General features: G+C 72.1%; 15 protein-coding genes and 1 pseudogene. 4 read left to right on the plus strand and 12 right to left on the minus strand.

All coding sequences use genetic code 11. The annotated features are described in order from the left end of the window. Positions 1–51: 51 nt before the first annotated feature. Together ElP_RS40950 and ElP_RS04515 are read right to left on the minus strand one after the other, a co-directional pair. A pseudogene (locus ElP_RS40950) lies at positions 52–246 on the minus strand (Rdx family protein); the annotation flags it as partial. A gap of 88 nt (positions 247–334) precedes the next feature. Next, a complete protein-coding gene (locus tag ElP_RS04515) occupies positions 335–1,483 on the minus strand; it encodes an AI-2E family transporter (RefSeq protein WP_145267495.1) in 1,149 nt (382 codons plus the stop codon). A 222-nt stretch (positions 1,484–1,705) separates the two neighbouring features. Between ElP_RS04515 and ElP_RS04520 the strand changes: the two genes are divergently transcribed. Next, on the plus strand, positions 1,706–2,635 hold the full coding sequence (locus ElP_RS04520; RefSeq protein WP_197446713.1) for a C40 family peptidase: 930 nt from the start codon (positions 1,706–1,708) through the stop codon (positions 2,633–2,635). 73 nt (positions 2,636–2,708) lie between these two features. Beyond that, complete coding sequence (locus ElP_RS04525; RefSeq protein WP_145267497.1) at positions 2,709–3,647, plus strand: PP2C family protein-serine/threonine phosphatase; 939 nt, start codon at positions 2,709–2,711, stop codon at positions 3,645–3,647. A gap of 108 nt (positions 3,648–3,755) precedes the next feature. Here ElP_RS04525 and ElP_RS04530 read toward each other — a convergent pair whose 3' ends face one another. The 10 genes from ElP_RS04530 to ElP_RS04575 form a co-directional block, all read right to left on the minus strand. Next, positions 3,756–4,352, minus strand: a complete 597-nt coding sequence (locus ElP_RS04530; protein ID WP_145267498.1) for a nitroreductase family protein — start codon at positions 4,350–4,352, stop codon at positions 3,756–3,758. A 68-nt stretch (positions 4,353–4,420) separates the two neighbouring features. Next, positions 4,421–6,583 carry a LamG-like jellyroll fold domain-containing protein gene (locus tag ElP_RS04535; protein WP_145267499.1) on the minus strand — a complete coding sequence of 721 codons (2,163 nt, stop codon included), beginning with the start codon at positions 6,581–6,583 and terminating at the stop codon, positions 4,421–4,423. Positions 6,584–6,606: 23 nt separating this feature from the next. Further along, on the minus strand, positions 6,607–7,659 hold the full coding sequence (locus ElP_RS04540) for a hypothetical protein (RefSeq protein ID WP_145267500.1): 1,053 nt from the start codon (positions 7,657–7,659) through the stop codon (positions 6,607–6,609). 54 nt (positions 7,660–7,713) lie between these two features. Further along, entirely contained in the window at positions 7,714–9,594 is a 1,881-nt protein-coding gene (locus ElP_RS04545; RefSeq protein ID WP_145267501.1) for a hypothetical protein, read from the minus strand. Positions 9,595–9,637: 43 nt separating this feature from the next. Continuing rightward, complete coding sequence (locus ElP_RS04550; RefSeq protein WP_145267502.1) at positions 9,638–10,252, minus strand: hypothetical protein; 615 nt, start codon at positions 10,250–10,252, stop codon at positions 9,638–9,640. Positions 10,253–10,275: 23 nt separating this feature from the next. Next, positions 10,276–10,869, minus strand: coding sequence for a Uma2 family endonuclease (locus ElP_RS04555; RefSeq protein ID WP_145278222.1), 594 nt, complete (start codon positions 10,867–10,869; stop codon positions 10,276–10,278). A 97-nt stretch (positions 10,870–10,966) separates the two neighbouring features. Then, positions 10,967–11,956: an AAA family ATPase gene (locus ElP_RS04560; protein ID WP_145267503.1), complete on the minus strand. Its 990-nt coding sequence runs from the start codon at positions 11,954–11,956 to the stop codon at positions 10,967–10,969. A 190-nt stretch (positions 11,957–12,146) separates the two neighbouring features. Further along, positions 12,147–12,515: a DUF4404 family protein gene (locus tag ElP_RS04565; protein ID WP_145267504.1), complete on the minus strand. Its 369-nt coding sequence runs from the start codon at positions 12,513–12,515 to the stop codon at positions 12,147–12,149. A 121-nt stretch (positions 12,516–12,636) separates the two neighbouring features. Next, positions 12,637–13,836 (minus strand): FG-GAP repeat domain-containing protein, encoded by a 1,200-nt coding sequence (locus tag ElP_RS04570; protein WP_145267505.1) that lies wholly within the window; start codon positions 13,834–13,836, stop codon positions 12,637–12,639. Between the two features lie 151 nt (positions 13,837–13,987). Further along, complete coding sequence (locus ElP_RS04575) at positions 13,988–14,194, minus strand: carbon storage regulator (protein ID WP_145267506.1); 207 nt, start codon at positions 14,192–14,194, stop codon at positions 13,988–13,990. Positions 14,195–14,505: 311 nt separating this feature from the next. On the opposite strand from ElP_RS04575, the gene ElP_RS04580 reads away from it, so the two are divergent. Beyond that, positions 14,506–17,031 carry a hypothetical protein gene (locus ElP_RS04580; protein ID WP_145267507.1) on the plus strand — a complete coding sequence of 842 codons (2,526 nt, stop codon included), beginning with the start codon at positions 14,506–14,508 and terminating at the stop codon, positions 17,029–17,031. Between the two features lie 158 nt (positions 17,032–17,189). After that, complete coding sequence (gene argC / locus ElP_RS04585; RefSeq protein ID WP_145267508.1) at positions 17,190–18,215, plus strand: N-acetyl-gamma-glutamyl-phosphate reductase; 1,026 nt, start codon at positions 17,190–17,192, stop codon at positions 18,213–18,215. Positions 18,216–18,251: the final 36 nt, after the last annotated feature.

An 18,251-nucleotide genomic window follows, 5' to 3' on the forward strand; every position in this document is an offset into this window, starting at 1 on the left:
CGAGCGTCGGGGGCGGGACGCGGCTCGACCGGCGTCGGAGCCCCGCCGGCCTCAGCCGTCGAGCAGGGTGCCGACCTCGTCGAGGAGCGTCCCCTCGTCGGGGAATTCGCCGGTCTGGAGCTTGGAATAGAGGAGTCGCTTGCCGGCGGTCAGCTCGAAGCAGCCTCCCTTGGAGGGGACGAGCGTCAGCCGGCCGATCTTCCGCTTGAAGCGGTCCAGGAGCTTCGCCGTCAGACTGACGGCCTGGGGCTCGTAGCCTCAGAGGGCGCAGTATTCGAGGGTCAATTCCATCTCGATCCTCCTGGGGTTCGGGGTCGGGGGGGATGCGGCGCGATCACGGACGGCCGGGGCGTCGGGCCAGGAGCCGGCGACGGGCCGGGGGGGGATCGGGGGAGGGATCCGGGGCGGTCGCGGAGTCGTCGAGCGGGTAGGCGAGGCTCATCAGCTCGGCCCAGTGCCTCAGGGGGTGGAGGTGCTGGAAGACGAGCTTGACGCTGACGGTGATGGGGATGGCCAGGATCAGGCCCATCAGGCCCCAGAGGAACCCCCAGAACATGCAGGCGATCAGGACGGTCGTGCCGTTGAGGTCGAGCGACCGGCCCATGACGTAGGGCATGACGAGGTAGCCCTCGACGGTCACGATGGCCAGGAAGATGGCGGTGACGATCAGGCAGTCGGCGATCGACCCCCGCTGGGCGAGCGTCACGAGCACGGCCATCGCCCCGGCGGCGACGTTGCCGATGTAGGGGATGTAGTTCGTCAGGCCGGCGAAGAGGCCCAGCGGCACGGCGAAGTCGATCCCCAGCAGCAGCATGGCGACGGCCGTCGCCGCCCCGAGCCCGATGTTCAGCACCGTCCGCGCGAGCAGGTAGGCCCGGATCTTCCGGGTCACGTTCTTGAGCGTCCGCTCCATCGCCTTCGACTCGCCGGACTCGACCGTGATCAGGTGGACCAGCCTCGGGACGATCAGGTCCCCTTCGACCAGCAGGAAGAGGACGAGGAAGAGGACCACGACCCCGTGGCCGACCCAGGCGGTCAGGTCGGTCAGGCGATAATTCAGGGAGTTGAGCAGGCGCTCGCTGTTGGTGTCGCCGAGGATGCTGATCGTGCCCGGCTCGGGGAGGATGTTGGCGAGGTAGGGGTGGTCTCGGATGGCGTCGTTGGTCAGGTGGCTGAGCTTCGAGGCGAGCCGCTCCACGTCGGTCGGGAACGTCTTGGCCGCCTGCACGAGGCTCTCGGCCGTCAGGCTCGCGGTGTAGAGCCCGGCCACCGCCATCAGGACGAACAGGATGACCGCCGCCCCGAACGGGCCGACCGGCAGCAGCCTCCGGAGCAGGTGGGTGGCGGGGGAGAGCAGGCTGGCCAGCAGGATCGACAGGGCGATCGGGATCAGGATCGGCTTGAGCAGGTAGAGCGCCGCGACGATGCCGAGCGTGGCGAGGACCGTCAGCTGCGGGCTGTTCGATCGCGCTGTCTCGTCCATCCGGCCCTCGCCCCGCGATCCGCCCCGATCGATCGACCTCACGCCCGCCCTGCCGTCCAATCTTCGGGGACCCGGGCCGGGATGACAAGGGGAGGGGCCGGTCGGGGGCCCCGGCGAGGGATCGGGGCGGGGCGCTCAAGGATCGGCCCCGGCGTGTCGATCCTATCCGGGCACGCCGGGGAGCGGCGTTTCGCCCGCCATCGGACGACCAGGAGGGTCGGCATGGGGACAGGCCTGAACCGCGTCCGGCCCCCGGGACGGGCCGCACCGATCGCCCTGGGGATCGCGCTGGCGATGCTCGTCGGCTGCCGGGGGGCGGGGGAGTACACCGACTCGATCGCCCCGCTCTGGTGGCGTCAGAACCCCTGGGGGCCGGAGGCCGAGGCCGCCCGACACTCCGGCACGCTCCCCCGGGTGCCCTATCACCCGGACATGGCCGCCTGGGAGGCGTTCGCCCGGGACCACCTCCGCACCGGGGACATCCTCTTCCGGGAGGCCGACGCCCGGGTCCTGGGCGGGCTCTTCCCCTTCTCCCGGGTGGCGGGGGCCATCGCCGATTGCCGGTACACGCACACGGGCATCCTCGCGTGGGAGCGCGGCGAGCCGGTCGTCTACGACACGAGCATGGGGGGGGCCCGTCGCCAGCCTCTGGGGGTCTGGGTCCTCGACAACGTCGGCCACCTGGGCATCAAGCGGCCGCGCCCCGAGCACCAGCACGTCGTCCCCGGGGTGATCGCTTTCTGCCGATCGGTCTACGAGCGGCAGGTCCCCTTCGACGCGAAGCTGGAGCTGGGGGACTCGCACTTCTACTGCGCCGAGATGACCAGCCGGGCCTTCGAGCACGCCGGCCTCCCCCTGGCCCGGCCGATCCGGATGGGGGACCTGCCCGCGATCGGCGAGCACCGGGCGGTCTTCCTGCTGGCCCGGCTGCTCGCCTCCTTCCACCCGGATCAGCGGATGTACGCGCCGGGGAACGACCGGTTCGGGCTCTGGTCGAGCCCGGAGCTGGTCCCGGTCTACGTCGCCGAGGACGGGACCCGGCCGGATCCGGGGGGCCTGGTCGCCTGGCCCTCGGCGCAGGGGTTCCCGGTCGGGGGGGCGGGATGGCAATCCGGGGCGGATTTCGGGGCGGCGCCGGTCCCGGCCCGATAGAATCGAGATCCGGCAGGCGCCCCGGGCGGGCCCCGGGGGCGAGGGGGCGATCCCCGATCCGGAGGCGAGCACCGTGTCGACCCGAGCGTCCCGAGCGTTGACGGATACCGACGAATTCCTCCCCTTCGGTCGGCTGGTCGACCTGCACTACGAGGCCGAGCCCCGGCAACTCGTCCGGGCCGAGTTCGCGGCCCGGACCGACGTGGGGAAGGTCCGGGAGGTGAACGAGGACCAGTACCTCGTGGTCCGGAGGAGGCGGGAGCGGGACCTGGTCTGTTCGAGCGTGCCGGTGGAGTTGCTGATCGACCAGCGTCAGCACGCGTATACGGCGGCCGTGGCCGACGGCATCGGCGGCCACCGCTTCGGCGACCTGGCCAGCCTTCTGGCGGTGCGGGTCGGCTGGGAGCTGGGCGCCAACGAGATCAAGTGGACCATCAAGACCAACCCGAAGGAGGTGGATGACCTGAAGCAGAAGGCCACCATCTTCATGCAGCTGATCCACCGCGCCCTGAAGGACGAGGCCCGGGACAACCCCCGGCTCCACGGCATGGGGACGACGCTGACGCTGTGCCAGTCCGTCGGCCCGTCGCTGTTCGTGGTCCACGTCGGCGATTCGAGGGCCTACCTCCACCGCGACGGCACGATCCGCCGCCTGACCCGGGACCACACCCTCGCCCAGCTGATGATCGACCTGGGGGAGATCGACCCCGACTCCCCGGAAGTCCGCCGCGTCCAGCACGTGCTGAGCAATGCGCTCGGCGTGGGGGACGGGGACGTCTTCGTCGAGTTCTCCCACCACGAAGTGGCCGACGGCGATCGGCTGCTGCTCTGCACCGACGGCCTCTCCGACCTCGTCCCCGACGCCGAGCTGGGCCGGATCCTCGACGCCCACCCCCGGCCCGAGGACGCCTGCAAGGTCCTCGTCGACCTGGCGCTCGCCCGGGGAGGGCGGGACAACATCACCGTGGTCGTCGGGCGATACGAGTTCGAGCCGGACGCGGTCGAGCCCTGACCCGGTTGGGATGGCCCGGGCGAACGATCCCAGGCGAAGCGGGGCGGGTGCCCGGCCCCGGACCCCGCCCCGGGGCCCCCGGCCTTCGACCGGCGGTTCGACCCGGGGTCAGAAGGCGAAGGGCCCTTCGCAGATGCTCTGAGTGGCGGGCCGACGGCCGGAGGGGACCTCCCGGTCTCGGAGGTCGGGGGCGAGGGAATCGGGGTCGCCGGGGCGCCCGAGGGCGAACATGGCGGCCACGGCGAACTCGTCGGGGACGCGCAACGCCGTCCTCGCCTCCTGGAAGTCGAAGCCGGCCATGCCGTGCACGACCAGGCCCATCGAGGCCCCCTGCAGCGCCAGGTTCTGCCAGGCGGCCCCGGCGTCGTAGAGGTGGACCGGGTTCGGGGCCCCCGTGTTCGAGAAGGACGTGTGCGCCAGCACGACCACGAGCACGGCGGCCCGTTCGCACCAGGACTGGTTGCCGGCGGCGAGCAGGCCGAAGAAGGTCGGCCAGTGTTCCGAGCCGTTGCGGGCGAAGAGGAACCGCCACTCCTGCTCGTTCCGGGTGGAGGGGGCCCATCGGGCGGCCTCGAAGAGGCGCATCAGCTCGGCGTCGGTGACCGGCTCGCCGCTCATCGCGCGGGGGGACCAGCGCTTCAGGAACAGGGGCTCGATCGGGTGGTCGGCCTTGCGGACGGTCAGAGGGTTGGGATGCTGCCCCATGGGCGGGTGGTCCCTGCGGGTCGTTCGGTCGGGTTCGAGGGCGGGCGACGGCGCCCCGCCCCTCCGGATCATTCCCCGGCGTCGTCGAGCGGCCAGGGCCCTCGGGAGGCCCGGGCGAGGGCGGCGACCTCCTCGGGGGAGATCGCCCGATCATACACGACCACCTCGTCGAGCTTCCCTTCCAGCCCGGCGAACCCGTCGGTCCGCCCGCCGAAGTTGAGCGAGTTGCCCACGGGCGGCCGGGTCACGGGGAGCTCGGCGTCGATTTCCGGCTCCGTCTCCCCGTCCAGGTAGACGAGGACCCGGGTCCCTTCGCGGACCAGGACGACGTGGCACCATCGCCTGACCGGCAACTCGGTGCGGCCGGCCCGGATCGCTCCCGCCTCGTCCCCGTTGAAGACGAAGAGTCGACCCGGCGGGACGTCGGGGTGGGTGCCGCCGATGCCGAGGTGGTCTCCGAGGGCTTCGGGATCCCCCTCGGGCCCGACCGAGGCGAGGTAGCCGGTCACGGCCCGGGCGTCGTGCGGCAGTCCGTTCCAGAACCCGAACGCGACGCTGTACGAGTCGCCAGGCCCGATCGGGCCGGCGACCAGCCGACCCCCGGCGCAGTGGATTGCCCGGTTGGGGCCGTCGCCGTCGCCGGAGAAGGCGGGGCCCTCGGGCCCCGGCAGGGCCAGGGCGATCCCCGGCTCATAACGGGCGGGGGGGCCGCCGAGGAGGTCGGCAGCCTCTCCCCCCTGCATCTCGTCGAGGCGGAAATGAGTCCGGGGCCGGGTCGCGACCACCGCCTCGGCGAAGCTGCCGGATTGGGGCCGGATCGGCCTCCGGGGCTTGCCCGAGACCTGTTCCAGGAGGCCGAGCACCGCCTCGACGATCCTCGGCTCGGCCTGCACCTCCAGCCCCGCCGTCCGGGCGGGCCAGGTGGTGTAGCCCCCCAGGGCGTGCTGCTCGGGGGGCGGGATGTACCCCTCGGCGCCGTTGGCCAGCTCGAAGTTGACCGTCGTCGGCAGGGGACTGCTCGCCTTGAGCTTCAGGCCGGTGAGGCCGTAGACCTCGTTCGGCATGGCCGTGATGCCGAGGTCGCCGATCCGGACGGCCTGGAGGATCAGCTCGCGCTCGGGGGCGTCGAGCAGGTGGAATTGCTCCAGCGCGTAGACCTCGGGGATCGACCGGGGAGCCTCCCCTTCGATCCGGTCCCGGGTCGCTCGGGCCCACTCCCGGCGACGATCGTCGGGCAAGCGCCGGCCTAGTATAAGCCTGGCCTCGGCCATCGCGAGGGAGGGATCGTCTCGGTACTCGATCGACTCGAAGGCCTCGGAGGCGACCCGGGCGACGGCCTCGGCGTACGAGTCGACGTCCCGGTCGGGGGCCGGGGCGCCGTAGTCCATCCACATGAGATCGCCGCTCGTCCCCTGGGACATGGAGACGACCACGTCCTCTCCCCCGCCGATGCGGTCGGCCAGGGCCCGGGAGAAGCGGCCGAAGTAGTCGGCCGAGACGGCGTCGGTGCCGTAGTAGTGCATCGAGTAGTTGGCGAGCACGCCGAGGGGGCGGCCGTCGATCGACCGCAGGGCGATGACCGACAGCCCGGTGTCGGCCGGGCCGGAGGGGGCGATGGCGTCGGGGTTCTCGTGGCCGGGGTGCATGTTGGCCCGGACGGTCCGGCCGCCGAAGGGGTCGGTGAGCATCCGGTCGGATCGATAGATCCAGCGCCGGCAATGGGTGTGATCGGGGTCGTCGACCACCGTCCAGCCGACCTCGGCCGGTTCGAGGCGACCGGCGGCGGCGACGATCGCCGAGGCGATCTTGTCGGGGAGGGACTCGGCGTAACCCGGGTCGACCGGGCAGCCGAGGCATCCCATCGCCGCGGGGGCCGAGTGGGTGTGCGTCGCCGAGACGAGCATCCGGTCGGTGGGGATGCCGGCCCGGCCCGAGGCGAGCTGCTTGGCCCGGTCGATCAGGTCCCGGGGCATCATGCAGGTGTCGACGACGCAGAGGGCGAGGCGCGTCTGGCCGTCGTCGAGCACGAACGCGCGGGCGAACAGCGGGTCGAGGACCGAGTCCGCGTCCCGACGGAGGAAGCCGCCGTTGACGACGGCCGGGAGGTCGGGCGGGGAGACGTCGACGGCGGCGGCCCCGGCCCGGAACTCGCCCGCCCGGGCCTGGGCGGGGATGGCGAGCGCGAGCGGGCCGGCGAGGACGAGCGACAGGAGTCGGGATGGCGTCGACATCAGTTCCCTCGGTTCGATCGGGGTCAGCCGGCGATGCCAGGTCGGGCGGCTGGGATTTCGCCGGGGACCTCGGCGAAGCGGTCGAGGCAGCGGCGGAGTTCGGGGGCGAGGGCCTCGAACCGCTCGGTTTCGAGGGTGAACTTCACCTCATACTCGAAACGGTCCCCCTTGAACCGGCGTTCGAGCACGGTCATCGAGAACGGCCCCCGATCGGTGCGGGCGACCGTCTCGACCGCCCGGCCGGCGCCGGGCTGGTCGATCACCTCGCAGGAGAGGACCTCGCAGCCCGGCTCCTCCTGTCTGAGCAGGTCGGGCAGGTCCTCGGCGAGGCGGTCGGGGTCGAACCGGCCGGAGGGCCGGGCGATGACGAGGAAGTTGTCAGACCAGATGCCATGCGCCGGGCCGTTGGCGAAGAGCAGGGCAAGCTGGCTCGGCGCCAGGGCGGGGGCCCAGCCCTCGGGCAGGTCGACGGCGAACTTGAACTCGTCCTGGACCCAGCGGTTGGCCTCGGGGTCCTCGACCGGGGTGGCCCCGGTGTCGGGCCCGGAGAAGTCGGCGCCGTCGACCATGGCGTCGAAGGCGTCCATCAGGGCGTCGTAGCCGGGGTCCTCGGCGTCGGCATTGACCTTGAAGACGTACATCTGCCGATGGGAGAGCCGCCGGATCGTCGTCTCCCGCCAGGTGCCGCCGAAGGGGGGGCGGAACTCGGTGACGGTGACCAGCCTCGGCTCGCCGTCCTCCCGCTCGACGAGCTCGTTGCGGACCAGTTCGCCGGGGATCCGGCCGCGCTCGGCGTTGCCGTCGATCCGGGTGCGGTACTCGTCGAGCGACTCCGGGGCCAGGCCTAGCTCGCAACCGACGGCGGCGGGGCGCCCGGGGTCCTGCTGGGGGACCCTGGCGACGAAGATCAGGTCGTCTCGCTCGGAGAGGACGACCTCCCATCGTCCCGAGATCGGGCAGGACAGCCCGTACTTCTCCGACGCGAAGGAGGCCCCGGCCGGCGGCTCGGCCTCCTGCGCCGTCGCCGACCAGGCCAATGCCAGTGCGGTCGCCAGGATCGCGTCCCGTCTCCCCATCTCGTCCCCCCCCTCCGGGCGTCCGAGGGCCTGCGTGAGGGATTCCCCTCGCCCTCACATCTCCCTGATGAAATCGGCCGCATACGAGCGCACGTGCTTGCCGTTGAGGACGTGGAACGTCCGGAGTCGTTCGAGCAGTTGGCCGCTGAACTTCCTCAGCGGCAGGTGGACGAGCTTCCGGCCGTGACGGCGGGCCAGGCGTCGCCACGAGGCGGGCGGCGGCTTGGGGCAGACCAGGGCGACGTGCCGCTCCTTCGAGTGCAGCAGGGCGCCGCCGATCAGTCGTTCCTCCAACGTGTCGAGCCTCCGGAGCCGGGGGTCCTCCCAGATGTCGGGGATGAGCCGGGGCGGGTAGAGGAACAGGGCGCCGCCGTACTCGGCCTGGGCGATGCCGGGGCCGACGAGGTTCTGCATCGGGTCGGTGGCGAAGAAGGCGAGGGTGGACTCTTCCGCATGCTCGGCGAACCACGTCGCGCGATGGACATACACCTTCGGGTCGGCCGGCACGTCGAAGAGGAAGACGACGGCGTCGATCGAGCCCCGGCTGGGGGGGATGACCTTGACGTAGAGGTCCCCCTTGTGCCAGTTCCGGAGGGTCTCCCGGATGTCGATGCCGTCCCGGACGCTGGTGGTGAACTTCTCGGACCGGGCGAGGTCGGCCCCGAGGATGGCCCGGGCCTGGTCGGCGACGTGGCGCTGGAAGCTCTCGATCCGCTGGTCCTCGGGGGGATAGGAGCACATCCCGTAGGGGTCCCAGCGCTGCTTCCACTTCTTCTGGTCAGGCTCGGGGGGGCGGGGGCGCAGCTCGCAGGACCGCCAGGCGATCGCCTGGCCGGGCAGCCGGCTGGTCATGGCAGCGGTGCCCCAGGAGGGGACCTCGGCGCGGCCGTCCCCCATGCGGAGCGGGGGCTCGTCCCACCACCAGGGCCGTTCGCCGCGGTCGAAGGCCTCGTGGTAGGGGTACTCGCGGGCCGTCTCGCCGAGTGCCAGCGCGAGGTCGTCCCCGGCCGTCTGCTTGGCGGCCATGACGAGCGAGTAGAGGTCGGGCGTCAGCCTCCGCTCGACGAGCGACAGGTTGCGGACGTACCGGAAGTAGACCGAGAGCAGTTGCGGCGTGATCCGCCTGGCGACCTTGGGCCGGTCCTTGCGGAGGCGCTCCCGGGAGGCGAGGAGCATCTCCTTGACGCCGTCGACGGAGAGGTTGTCGTCCGGGGTCAGCTCGCGTCGGCCTCGCTCGTAGAGGCCGGTGATGTAGGGCAGCTCGCCGAGCAGGAAGATCAGGGTCTTCGGGTCGACACGGCAGGTCCGCATCTGGGGGAGGAACCATTCCGGCTCGGGCGCCTCGGCCCGGCGTTGGTAGGCGTCCCGGACCCAGGGCCAATCCGTGATCGAGCAGACGAACAGGATCGACTCATGCCGATCTTCGAGTTCCCGCAGCCGGTTCGCCATCCAGGCGTGCCGACGGGCCTGGGAGCCCTCCGGGTCGGGCGGTGGGAGCCCCGGGAGGATGGCGGAGGCGAAGCCCTCGACCCGCACGCGCTTCAACGCGTAGGGATCGGGGTAATACCCCGTGCGGCCCTCGAAGCGGGGGGATTCGAGGTCGACGAAGGCCCGGGCGATGCGCTCCCCCATCGCGGTCCGGATGGCGGCGACGACCGGCTGGCAGGGGTCGACGGGGACGTAGGTGAAGCCGTCGGTCTCGCCCTCGGCGTCGCGCTGGAGGACGACCGAGATCGACGGCAGGGCGTCGACGGCCTCCTCGACGTCCCCCCGGAACGAGGGGGGCAGCGGCACGGCCAGGCAGTCGTAGGGGTGGGCCAGCAACTCCTCCCGGGCCCGGATGGCGCAGTCGCCCGAGCCGTGGATGATCGGCAGGGCCCGGATCTTCGGGCCGATGGCGAGGACTTCGGTGCGATCCGACGGTTCGGGGGGCATGTGCGGGATGCCTTGTCTCGGGAGCGGGTCGAGGTCTCGGGGATTACTCCCGGAACGGCCAGACGATCGACGGGGCCATCGCCAGCCAGGCGAGGCCCACGGCACGCCCGGTACGATCGACCCAGGAACGTTCCGGCCTCCACCCCCGGCCGATCGCCAGGGCAAGCCAGGCGAGGGTCACCATCGCGGGGACGACCCAGGCCGGCGCGAACCTCCCGGCGTAGGCCCAACCCGCCGGGATGAGGAGCATGCCGAGGCCTGCGGCGACCGTCGCGATGAATCCGGGCTGGCAGAGCAACTCGCGTCGATCCGGGCGGGGAGGTCGCAAGCGGATGAGGACCATCGCGAAGGTTGACGGGATCAGGATCGTCCCGAGGACCAGGGCCATCTCCGCTGCCATCGACTCGATCAATCGCCCGGGTCCAAACGAGCGGTGACGAAGATCCACCCACCAGAGCCGCGACGTCGGCTCGAACCCCCCGGCGCATTCCAGCAGGTAGGAGGCATCCGCGATGAGACCACGCGAGTCGTTCGTGAGCCCAAGCAGGATCGGAAAGGCGGACGCGGCGAGCAGGATGAGCAGGTCGACCAGCCGGAGCCCTCGTCGGGCCGGAGGTTCGGGCGGAGCAGGCGACTTCTCGTGGGCGTCCCGGGTCATCGCGTCACCTCGATCCGAAGCGGTCACTCGGACAGGATTCCTCTCGGTTCGAGGACGAAGCCCGGCAGCACGTCGCCGCCATCGACTCGCTCGGGCTTCGTCAGCGTCTCCGGCTCCCGGCCGGGGCGGTAGATCTCGACGGTGCCGTCGAGCGGGTCGATCAACCAGCCGAGGCGGGCGCCATTGGCGAGGTACTCGGCCATCTTCTCGCGGAGCTTCCGCTTCGAGTCCGAGGGCGAGCGCAGCTCGGCCACGAAGTCGGGGCAGATCGGCGCGAACCGCTGTCGCTGTTCCGGCGTCAGGGCGAGCCAGCGGTCCCGGGCGATCCAGGATGCGTCCGGGCCCTTCGTCGCCCCGCTGGGGAGCTTGAACCCGGCCGAGGAGTCGAAGACGAAGCCGAGCCCCCGGCCGATCGTCTTGGACCAGTGGATGAGCTGATACGTCAGCTCGGCGTTGCGGTAGCCCGAATCGCTCCCGGCCGGGTACATGATCTCCAGGTCTCCCTCGGCGGTCCGCTCCAGCCGAAGTTCCGGGTTGGCGGCGCAGATCTTCCAGAACAGCTCGTCGGTCAGCTCGACCTCGGGGGCGAAGCAGAGCGTCAGGGGAGAGGGATTCATCAGCGGCAGGTCGCCGTCGAGCCTCGGATACCTTCGGGGGTCGGGGGCATCGACGGGATCAGGCGGATGATAGTGTCGGATCGAGTGCGATCGGGCCTCAGTAGGCATCGTCGTCGTCCTCCTCGTCGTCGTCGAGCTCGTCGGCGTCGGGGTGGAGGGGGTCGTCGGGGGAGAAGAAGAGGTCGCCGAGGCCCATGGGGGTGTGCTGGCCGCCGAGGGCCCGGCGGCGGCGCTGGGCCATCGATTCGAGGTCGGCGGCCTCCTCGCCGAGGACGCAGAGGATCGATTCGGCCCAGGCGCGGTCCCGGCCGAGGGGGTGGTCGGGGTCCTGGGCCATCCGCTTGATGGCGAAGCGGAGGATGTTGATGCCGTCGCGGGGGGAGAAGTCGAGCCGCAGCTCGTGGGCCTTCTGGAGGAAGTCGACGGTCAGCTCCAGGAGTTCCGACGGGGCGAAGGGGAGGTGGTACTTGAGGATGGCCAGCTCGTCGTCCCGCTCGGGGAAGCCGAGGGCGAGCTGGGGCTGGAGCCGGCTGAGGATGTAGTCGGGGACCTCGTAGGTGGACTCGTCCTCGTTCATGGTGACGCAGCAGCGGAATTCGGGGTGCGCCTTGATGGTGATCCCGGCGATGATGGACTCGACGTAGCGACGGTGGTCGAGCAGGGGGGCGAGGCTCGCCCACGACTTCTCGTTCATCCGGTTCCCCTCGTCGAGCACGCAGACGCCGCCGACGATCATCGCCGTGACCAGGGGAGAGGCGTGGTAGGCGATCTTCCCCTGCTCGGAGAGCACCGGGGTGACGAGCAAATCCTCGGGGCGGGTGTCGGCCGTGCACTGGTTGATGTAGAGCGCCTGCTTGCGGAGCTGGGCCGCGGCCATGGCCAGGGTGGTCTTGCCGATCCCGGGCGGGCCGACGAGGCGGGGGGCGAGGGGCAGGTCCCTCGGGTCGACCACCAGCCAGCAGGCCGAGAGCTGGCGGAGGATCTCGTCCTGGCCGATCCACCCCTGCTCGGTCGAGTCGGGGGTGCTCAGGTGCAGGGTCACGCCGCCGATCTCGACCGTCTTGGCCTGCTGGGCTGATGCCGCCATGCGCCGGTGGTCCTCACGCGGTCGGTGGTTGCGGTTCGGTTCGATCTGGTGTCGTGCAGTCTAACGGAGCGGACCCCGACGGGGCGAGCGCCGGGAGGGGAACGCTCGAACGAGGATGCATGCCCGAAGCGGGGAAGTCCGGCGCGCCGCCCTCCGGATCCCCAGACCGACCCGCCCCCCGGAGGGGCGATCAGATCCCGATCTGGGCGAGGAGGTCGAGGAACCGGCGGACGACCTGGGTGGCGAAGGGGGCCTCGGCCTCGGCGTGGGCGGCGGCCTCGTCGAGCCTCGCCCGGGTGGAGGAGAGCAGCCCCTCGTCCCGACGCTCGTGCAGGGCCCGGGCCAGGGCCGAGGCGCTGGACGCCAGGTGGGCCGCCGTCTCGGGGGGGGCGGCCGGGTCGAGCGCCTGGCCGAGCTCGTCGATCAGCTCGGCCAGTCGGGCACGCTCCTCGGGGTCGAGGTGGTGGGCGTCTCGGAGCAATCGGGCCGACTCGACGAGGTCGGTGCGGAGCCGGGCCAGGTGCTCGGGGTCGGCGGGCGGGGGCGTGGCCTGGGACATCGGGGGTGGATCCTCGGGGGTCGGGCGAGTGGGCGGCGACGCGGCCCCGGTCGGGGGGGCGACGCGCCAGGTCTCCCCATTATCGCCCGTCCCGGGCGATTCTGTACCCCCGGCCGATCGATCATCGGCCCGGGTTCTCGTACCAGACGACTCCGAGGTCGTCGCGCTCCTCGCAGGTCAGCGCGTCGAGGTCGCCGTCGCCGTCGAGGTCGATCAGCCGGACGAGGTCGAACTTCGTCCCCTCCCGGGTCCCGCTGATCGGGCGCAGCGACCAGGGGGCCTCGGGACCTGGCCCGGCCCGGGCCAGGGAGAAGACTCCGTGCTTGCCGGAGGCGTCCTCGGTGGAGACGACCAGCTCGGGCCGGCCGTCGCCGTCGAGGTCCCCGGCGGCGACGGACTTCCCGGTGCCGGCCTCGGGGCCGAGGGGGAGCACCGTCTCGTCCCAGCCGTCGGGGGAACGACGGTAGATCAGGATGCCCCGGTCGGGCGCGGCGACGAGGATCTCGGCGGTGCCGTCGCCGTCGAGGTCGGCGAGGTCGAGGAACATCACCTCGGCGTCGGACCCGCCGACCGGCCGCTCGGCCCACGAGGGCCCGGCGTCCCCGTCCCGCCGCTCCAGCCAAAAGACGCCCCGACGGGGGCCCTTGCGGTCGGAGCAGAGGAGGTCGAGGTCGCCGTCCTCGTCGAGGTCGACCGGGAGGATCGACATGACCCAGCCGGCGGATCGGATCGGGTGCCATCGCCAGTCGTCGAGGTCCCTCGGGTCGGCGGGGGCTTCGAGCCAGCCGATCGAGGCACCGGCCCCCTTGCCGCCGAGCGCGAGGTCGACCCCGTGCCGGCCGTCGACCTGCATCGGGGCGCACCACATCCACATCTGGAGGCCGACGGTCGCCGGGATCGGCGCCGAGGCCCAGGCGTCGGGGTCGAGCACGCGACCCGCGCCGCCGGGGTTCCAGTGGACGGAGACGGTCCGGGCCTCCCCCTCGGCGCAGCTGACGAGGTCGGGGGCGTCGTCGCCGTCGAGGTCGACGATCACGGCGTCCTCGGGGCTCGGCACCCGGCCGACGGCCACCGAGGGCCAGGGCGACTTCGAGCGATCGGGGCCGGGGTTGAAGCAGGCCCGGATCTCGCCCCCTTCCTCCCAAGCGGTGGCGAGGTCGGGGAGGCCGTCGCCGTCGAGGTCGGCGAGGCGGACGCCGTCGGCGCCCCGGGAGGAGGCGTCGATCGCGTGCCTCTCCCAGGGGGCGGGGTCGCCCTCCCGGGGAGGCCCCGTGGGGGGAACGGCCCACAGGACCAGCGAGGCGAGGATCGGAGACATCATCGCGGTTCGGGCCCCGCCCGGGGGTCGATCGTCCCGTCGCCCCGATCGGGAGCGGGCCGGGGTCGATCGCCCGGCCCGATGCGACGATCCTACCCCGGGAGGCGGACCGGCTCGACGGGGAACCCCGGGTCGACCCGGCTCGGCCCCACGATCAGGCCGGTTGCAGGATCGGGGCCGAGACGGTCGAGCACCCTGCGCCACGCTCCACGTCCGTCAGCAGTTCCTCCCGGAGGATCGCCCGGCCGTCGGGGGCCTCGATGCCGACCCGGACGGTGTTGCGGTCGATCCGGATGATGGTGACCCGGACGTCGTCGCCGATCTGGAGCCGCTGCCCCGATTTCCTGCTCAGGACCAGCATGGCGGCCTCCTTCCCTGGGAGTGCGGGGGTGATCGTGCCGGTTTCCAACCGAGGGCGTCCTGCCCGACCCGGGGAAATGCAGCCCCCGTGCCGAATCCCCGCGCGACGCCGAGGTTTCAACCCGTCGGCGGGACGCAACTCCCCAGTTCGCAGCGACTAGGGCGATTCCGCCGGGCGAGCGGACGCGGTGCCGACCCGGCTGTCGTTCCGGGAGGGGTGGGAAGTTCCGATCACGCGGTGCGGGGCGGCCGGCCGATCGTGTAAGGTTTACCGCCTGGGATGTCGGGCCGGGGGAGGGTGGGGGATTGGACGTGTCGAGCGACTCTCGGTGGGCATGGTCGGGGGGGGCTGCGGCGGTCTGCGTCCTGCTGGTCGGCTGGCTCTGGCCGATCGGGGTCGGCGGGGCGATGCCGGTCGGGGGGGACGTGACCTCGTTCCAGATCGGGCTGATGGCGGTGCTCGACGAGGCGCTGGCCGAGGGACGCCTGCCGCTCTGGAACGACCGCTGGGGGTTCGGCTTCCCGGGCGTGGCCGAGAGCCAGATGGGGGTCTACTACCCTCCCCACGCGACGCTCTACGGGCTCCTCGGAGTGGAGGCCGCGTACACGGCGAGCATGGTCTTGCACGTCCTCTGGGGGGGCCTCGGGGCCCGATGGGCGGCCCGGAGGTTCGGGGCGTCGGAGGCCGGCGCGGTGCTCTCCGGGGTGTCCTGGGGGGCCTCGGGCTTCTTCCTGATCCACCTGCCGCACCAGTGGGCCTACACCGTGGGGAGCTGGACCCCCTGGGCCTGGGGCCTGGGCTGGTCGATCCTCTCGGGATCGTCCGGCAGGAAGGCCCCCTGGCTGCTGTCCGCGGTCCTGGCGGTGCAGATCCTGCCGGGGCATTTCCAGCTGGCGTTCTGCACCCAGGTCGGCCTGCTGGCGATGGCGGCGGGCTCGGTGCTGTCGGGGGTGGGCGGGCGTCGGGCCGCGATGAGGCGGTCGGCCCTGGTGGCCCTCCCGATGGCGGGGGCGTTCCTGCTGGCCTCGGCCCAGGTGGTTCCGACCTTCCAGCTCGCCCGCCTGGCCGAGACCCAGCGCGATTACGAGTACCTCTCCGGCTTCGCCTCCACGCCGCTGCACCTGGTCAGCCTGGTGGCTCCGGAACTCTTCCATCGGTCTCCCCTCTGGAGGCCGATCGCCTGGGACCCCTTCCACACCTCCCCCGAGGAGAACCTGGTCTACGTCGGCCTCGTGCCGCTGTTCCTCGCCCTCGGGGCGATCGCCCGGCCTGGCCCGTCGGCCGGGGCGGTGCGGGTGCTGGTCGTGGTGCTGGCGGCGGGGCTGGTGCTGGGCCTGGGTCCGTACGTGCCGGGCTTCGTCGCCTACTCCCGATGGCCGGGCTTCTCGTTCTTCCGGGGGCCGGCGCGGTGGGGGATCGTGGCGACGCTGGCGCTCTCGATCCTGGCCGGGCTCGGCTTCGACGCGGTCCGGAGGGGGGATTGGAGACGCCCCGGGATCAGCTTGGTGATGTTCGTCTTCGGGGCCGGGGCCTGGATCGGGCTGGTGCTCGGGCTCTTCGAGCTGGCGATCCGGGCGGGCGATCGCCCCGTCGATTCGGGGATAATCACGGCCTATCAGCTCGCCCTCGACGCCAGGCCCTGGGACGACGGGGTCACCGTGGTCGATCTGCTGGGTGAGGCCAGGCGTCCCCGCAACGACCTCCACATGGTCGCGGACCAGGAGAACGCCGGCCTCCCCTTGCCCTCGGCGACCCCCCTGCGATTCGACCGGGATCGGGTGGGAATCTACCGGGCCGAGCTCTCGACGACCGCCGGGCTGATGCTGGCGGCGGTCGGCCTGGCCCTCCTGTCGGGCCGCCGGGGTGCCTTCTCGGCCGGGCTGCTCGCCCTGGCGGTGGTCGACCTCGGCCTCCTGGCCCGTCGCCGGCCGATCGACGAGGCGCCGATCCGCCCCCTGGCCGAACAGAGCGCCGTGCTCGGGGCGCTCTCGAGGATGCCCGTGGGGACCCGGACGATCGACCCGATGCAGAACCTGGCGATGGTCGCCGGCGTTTCGCCGGTCCTGAGCTACCGGACGCTCGATCTCCCCGTCCAGCCCGGCCTGTCGGCGATCGCGCAGGTTCTCCCCCGGGACGCCCCCGAGGCGGGGACGGTGCTCGACGCCCAGCGGGCGCTCGGGGCCCGGGGCCGGGTGATCGGCCCGATCAGCCCCGGGATGGTCCCGGGCGGGATCGACGCCCTCGCGGATCGGTTCGACGAGACCGGCAGGCTGGAGTCGGTGGAGGTCGTCGACGACCCGGCCCTGACGGGGTGGATGCTGGGGACTCGATTCTCGAAGCTCCCGGCCGGCCGGGCCGTGCGCTTCCTGCTCCTCGACGCCGGACCGACCCCGAGGGCCTGGTTCCTCCCCTCCGATCTCGCCGACGCCGGGCGGCTCCGGGCGTCCCGAGGCGAGCCGGGGGAGCTGCTCGACTTGCTGGCCGACGCCCGGCCGCTCGTCCTCCGCTCCCGATCTCCCGAGCACCTGGAACTCGACATGGACGCCGAGGGCCCGGGGACCGTGGCCGTGGCCCAGCTCGATTACCCGGAGTGGCATGCCTCGTGGGTCGACCCGGCCGGTGACGCGAACCCGATGGCGATCGACCGGGTCCTCGGGGGGTGGCAGGGGGTGCGAGTGCAGGGGCCGGGACGCCGGACGCTCCGGCTCGACTACGAGGGCCGGGCCGAGCGATGGGGGCTGGTCATCTCGGCGGTCTCCTGGTCAGCATGGGGTCTGGGGCTCGCACTCTCTGCCCGTCGGGGCCGCCGGTCGCCGCGGGCCGGAGCACCGGCCTGAAACATGCCGGGTGCCGGGCCCACCTGGCCGGGGCGGGGCGATCCGCGGATCTCAATCGCGAGAGCGGGATCACTCCGGAGCCTGATTTCCCCGGCCGTGGAATCCGCGATTCGCCATCCAGACTCCTCCCGCCGAACCCCCGCGAGGGACCTTCTCCGATGACCGACGTCGCGATCGTAGGCGCCTCGGGCTACACGGCCCGGGAACTGGTCCAGCTCCTCCTGCGGCATCCGGGGGCCCGGATCCGGGTGGCGACCTCCCGGCAGGACGACGCGCCGAGGCTCGACGCGATGCACCCGTCCCTGGCCGGCCGGATCGACCTGGCCTGCCGGCCGTTCGACGCCGACCTGGTGGCCGAGTCGGCCCGGGTCGCCTTCCTCGCCCTGCCGCACGGGGCGAGCATGGCGGTGACGCCGGAGCTGCGGTCCCGGGGGGTCCGGGTGATCGACCTGAGCGCCGACTACCGCCTGAGCGACCCGAAGGTCTACGCCGACTGGTATGATCACCCGCACACCGACCCTTCCGGGCTCGACGAGGCGGTCTACGGGCTGCCGGAGCTGTTCCGCGAGGCGATCCCGCCGTCGGGGCTGATCGCCAACCCCGGCTGCTACACCTCGACCTCGATCCTCGCCCTGGCCCCCCTGGTGTCGAGGGACCTGATCGGGCGGTCGGGGATCATCATCGACGCCAAGAGCGGCGTCTCGGGGGCGGGGCGGTCGCCGAAGCTGACGACGCACTACCCGGAGTGCAACGAGAGCCTCTCCGCCTACGGCGTGGGACGCCATCGGCACACCCCGGAGATCGAGCAGGTGCTCGGCGAGGTCGGCCGGGAGACCGGAGGGGGGGCGCCGGTCGAGGTGATCTTCACGCCGCATCTCGTGCCGATGGACCGGGGGATCCTGGCCACCGTCTACGCCGAGCCGAAGGGCCCCGTCACCGAGCACGACCTGATGGAGCTGTATCGGGAGTTCTACAAGGCCTGTCCCTTCGTCCGGGTGGTCGGCCGACTCCCCTCCACGAAGGACTCGGCCTACTCGAACTTCTGCGACCTGACCGTCCGGGTCGTCCGGGGCCGGATCCTCGTCATCGCCTGCCTCGACAACCTGCTGAAGGGGGCCGCCGGGGTGGCCGTGCAGAACTTCAACCTGATGACCGGCCACGAGGAGACGACCGCGCTGTTCTGATCCCTCGGGACGGCCGAGGCCGGCGGTCGGCGGTCG

The organism is Tautonia plasticadhaerens, from assembly GCF_007752535.1.
Lineage (GTDB): Bacteria > Planctomycetota > Planctomycetia > Isosphaerales > Isosphaeraceae > Tautonia > Tautonia plasticadhaerens.

Bases quoted from the DNA above. Each gene is read 5' to 3' on its own strand.
- ElP_RS04515 (WP_145267495.1), bottom strand. From the start codon at position 1,483: ATGGACGAGACAGCGCGATCGAACAGCCCGCAGCTGACGGTCCTCGCC.
- ElP_RS04520 (WP_197446713.1), top strand. From the start codon at position 1,706: ATGGGGACAGGCCTGAACCGCGTCCGGCCCCCGGGACGGGCCGCACCG.
- ElP_RS04530 (WP_145267498.1), bottom strand. From the start codon at position 4,352: ATGGGGCAGCATCCCAACCCTCTGACCGTCCGCAAGGCCGACCACCCG.
- ElP_RS04535 (WP_145267499.1), bottom strand. From the start codon at position 6,583: ATGTCGACGCCATCCCGACTCCTGTCGCTCGTCCTCGCCGGCCCGCTC.
- ElP_RS04540 (WP_145267500.1), bottom strand. From the start codon at position 7,659: ATGGGGAGACGGGACGCGATCCTGGCGACCGCACTGGCATTGGCCTGG.
- ElP_RS04545 (WP_145267501.1), bottom strand. From the start codon at position 9,594: ATGCCCCCCGAACCGTCGGATCGCACCGAAGTCCTCGCCATCGGCCCG.
- ElP_RS04550 (WP_145267502.1), bottom strand. From the start codon at position 10,252: ATGACCCGGGACGCCCACGAGAAGTCGCCTGCTCCGCCCGAACCTCCG.
- ElP_RS04555 (WP_145278222.1), bottom strand. From the start codon at position 10,869: ATGAATCCCTCTCCCCTGACGCTCTGCTTCGCCCCCGAGGTCGAGCTG.
- ElP_RS04560 (WP_145267503.1), bottom strand. From the start codon at position 11,956: ATGGCGGCATCAGCCCAGCAGGCCAAGACGGTCGAGATCGGCGGCGTG.
- ElP_RS04565 (WP_145267504.1), bottom strand. From the start codon at position 12,515: ATGTCCCAGGCCACGCCCCCGCCCGCCGACCCCGAGCACCTGGCCCGG.
- ElP_RS04570 (WP_145267505.1), bottom strand. From the start codon at position 13,836: ATGATGTCTCCGATCCTCGCCTCGCTGGTCCTGTGGGCCGTTCCCCCC.
- ElP_RS04575 (WP_145267506.1), bottom strand. From the start codon at position 14,194: ATGCTGGTCCTGAGCAGGAAATCGGGGCAGCGGCTCCAGATCGGCGAC.
- argC (WP_145267508.1), top strand. From the start codon at position 17,190: ATGACCGACGTCGCGATCGTAGGCGCCTCGGGCTACACGGCCCGGGAA.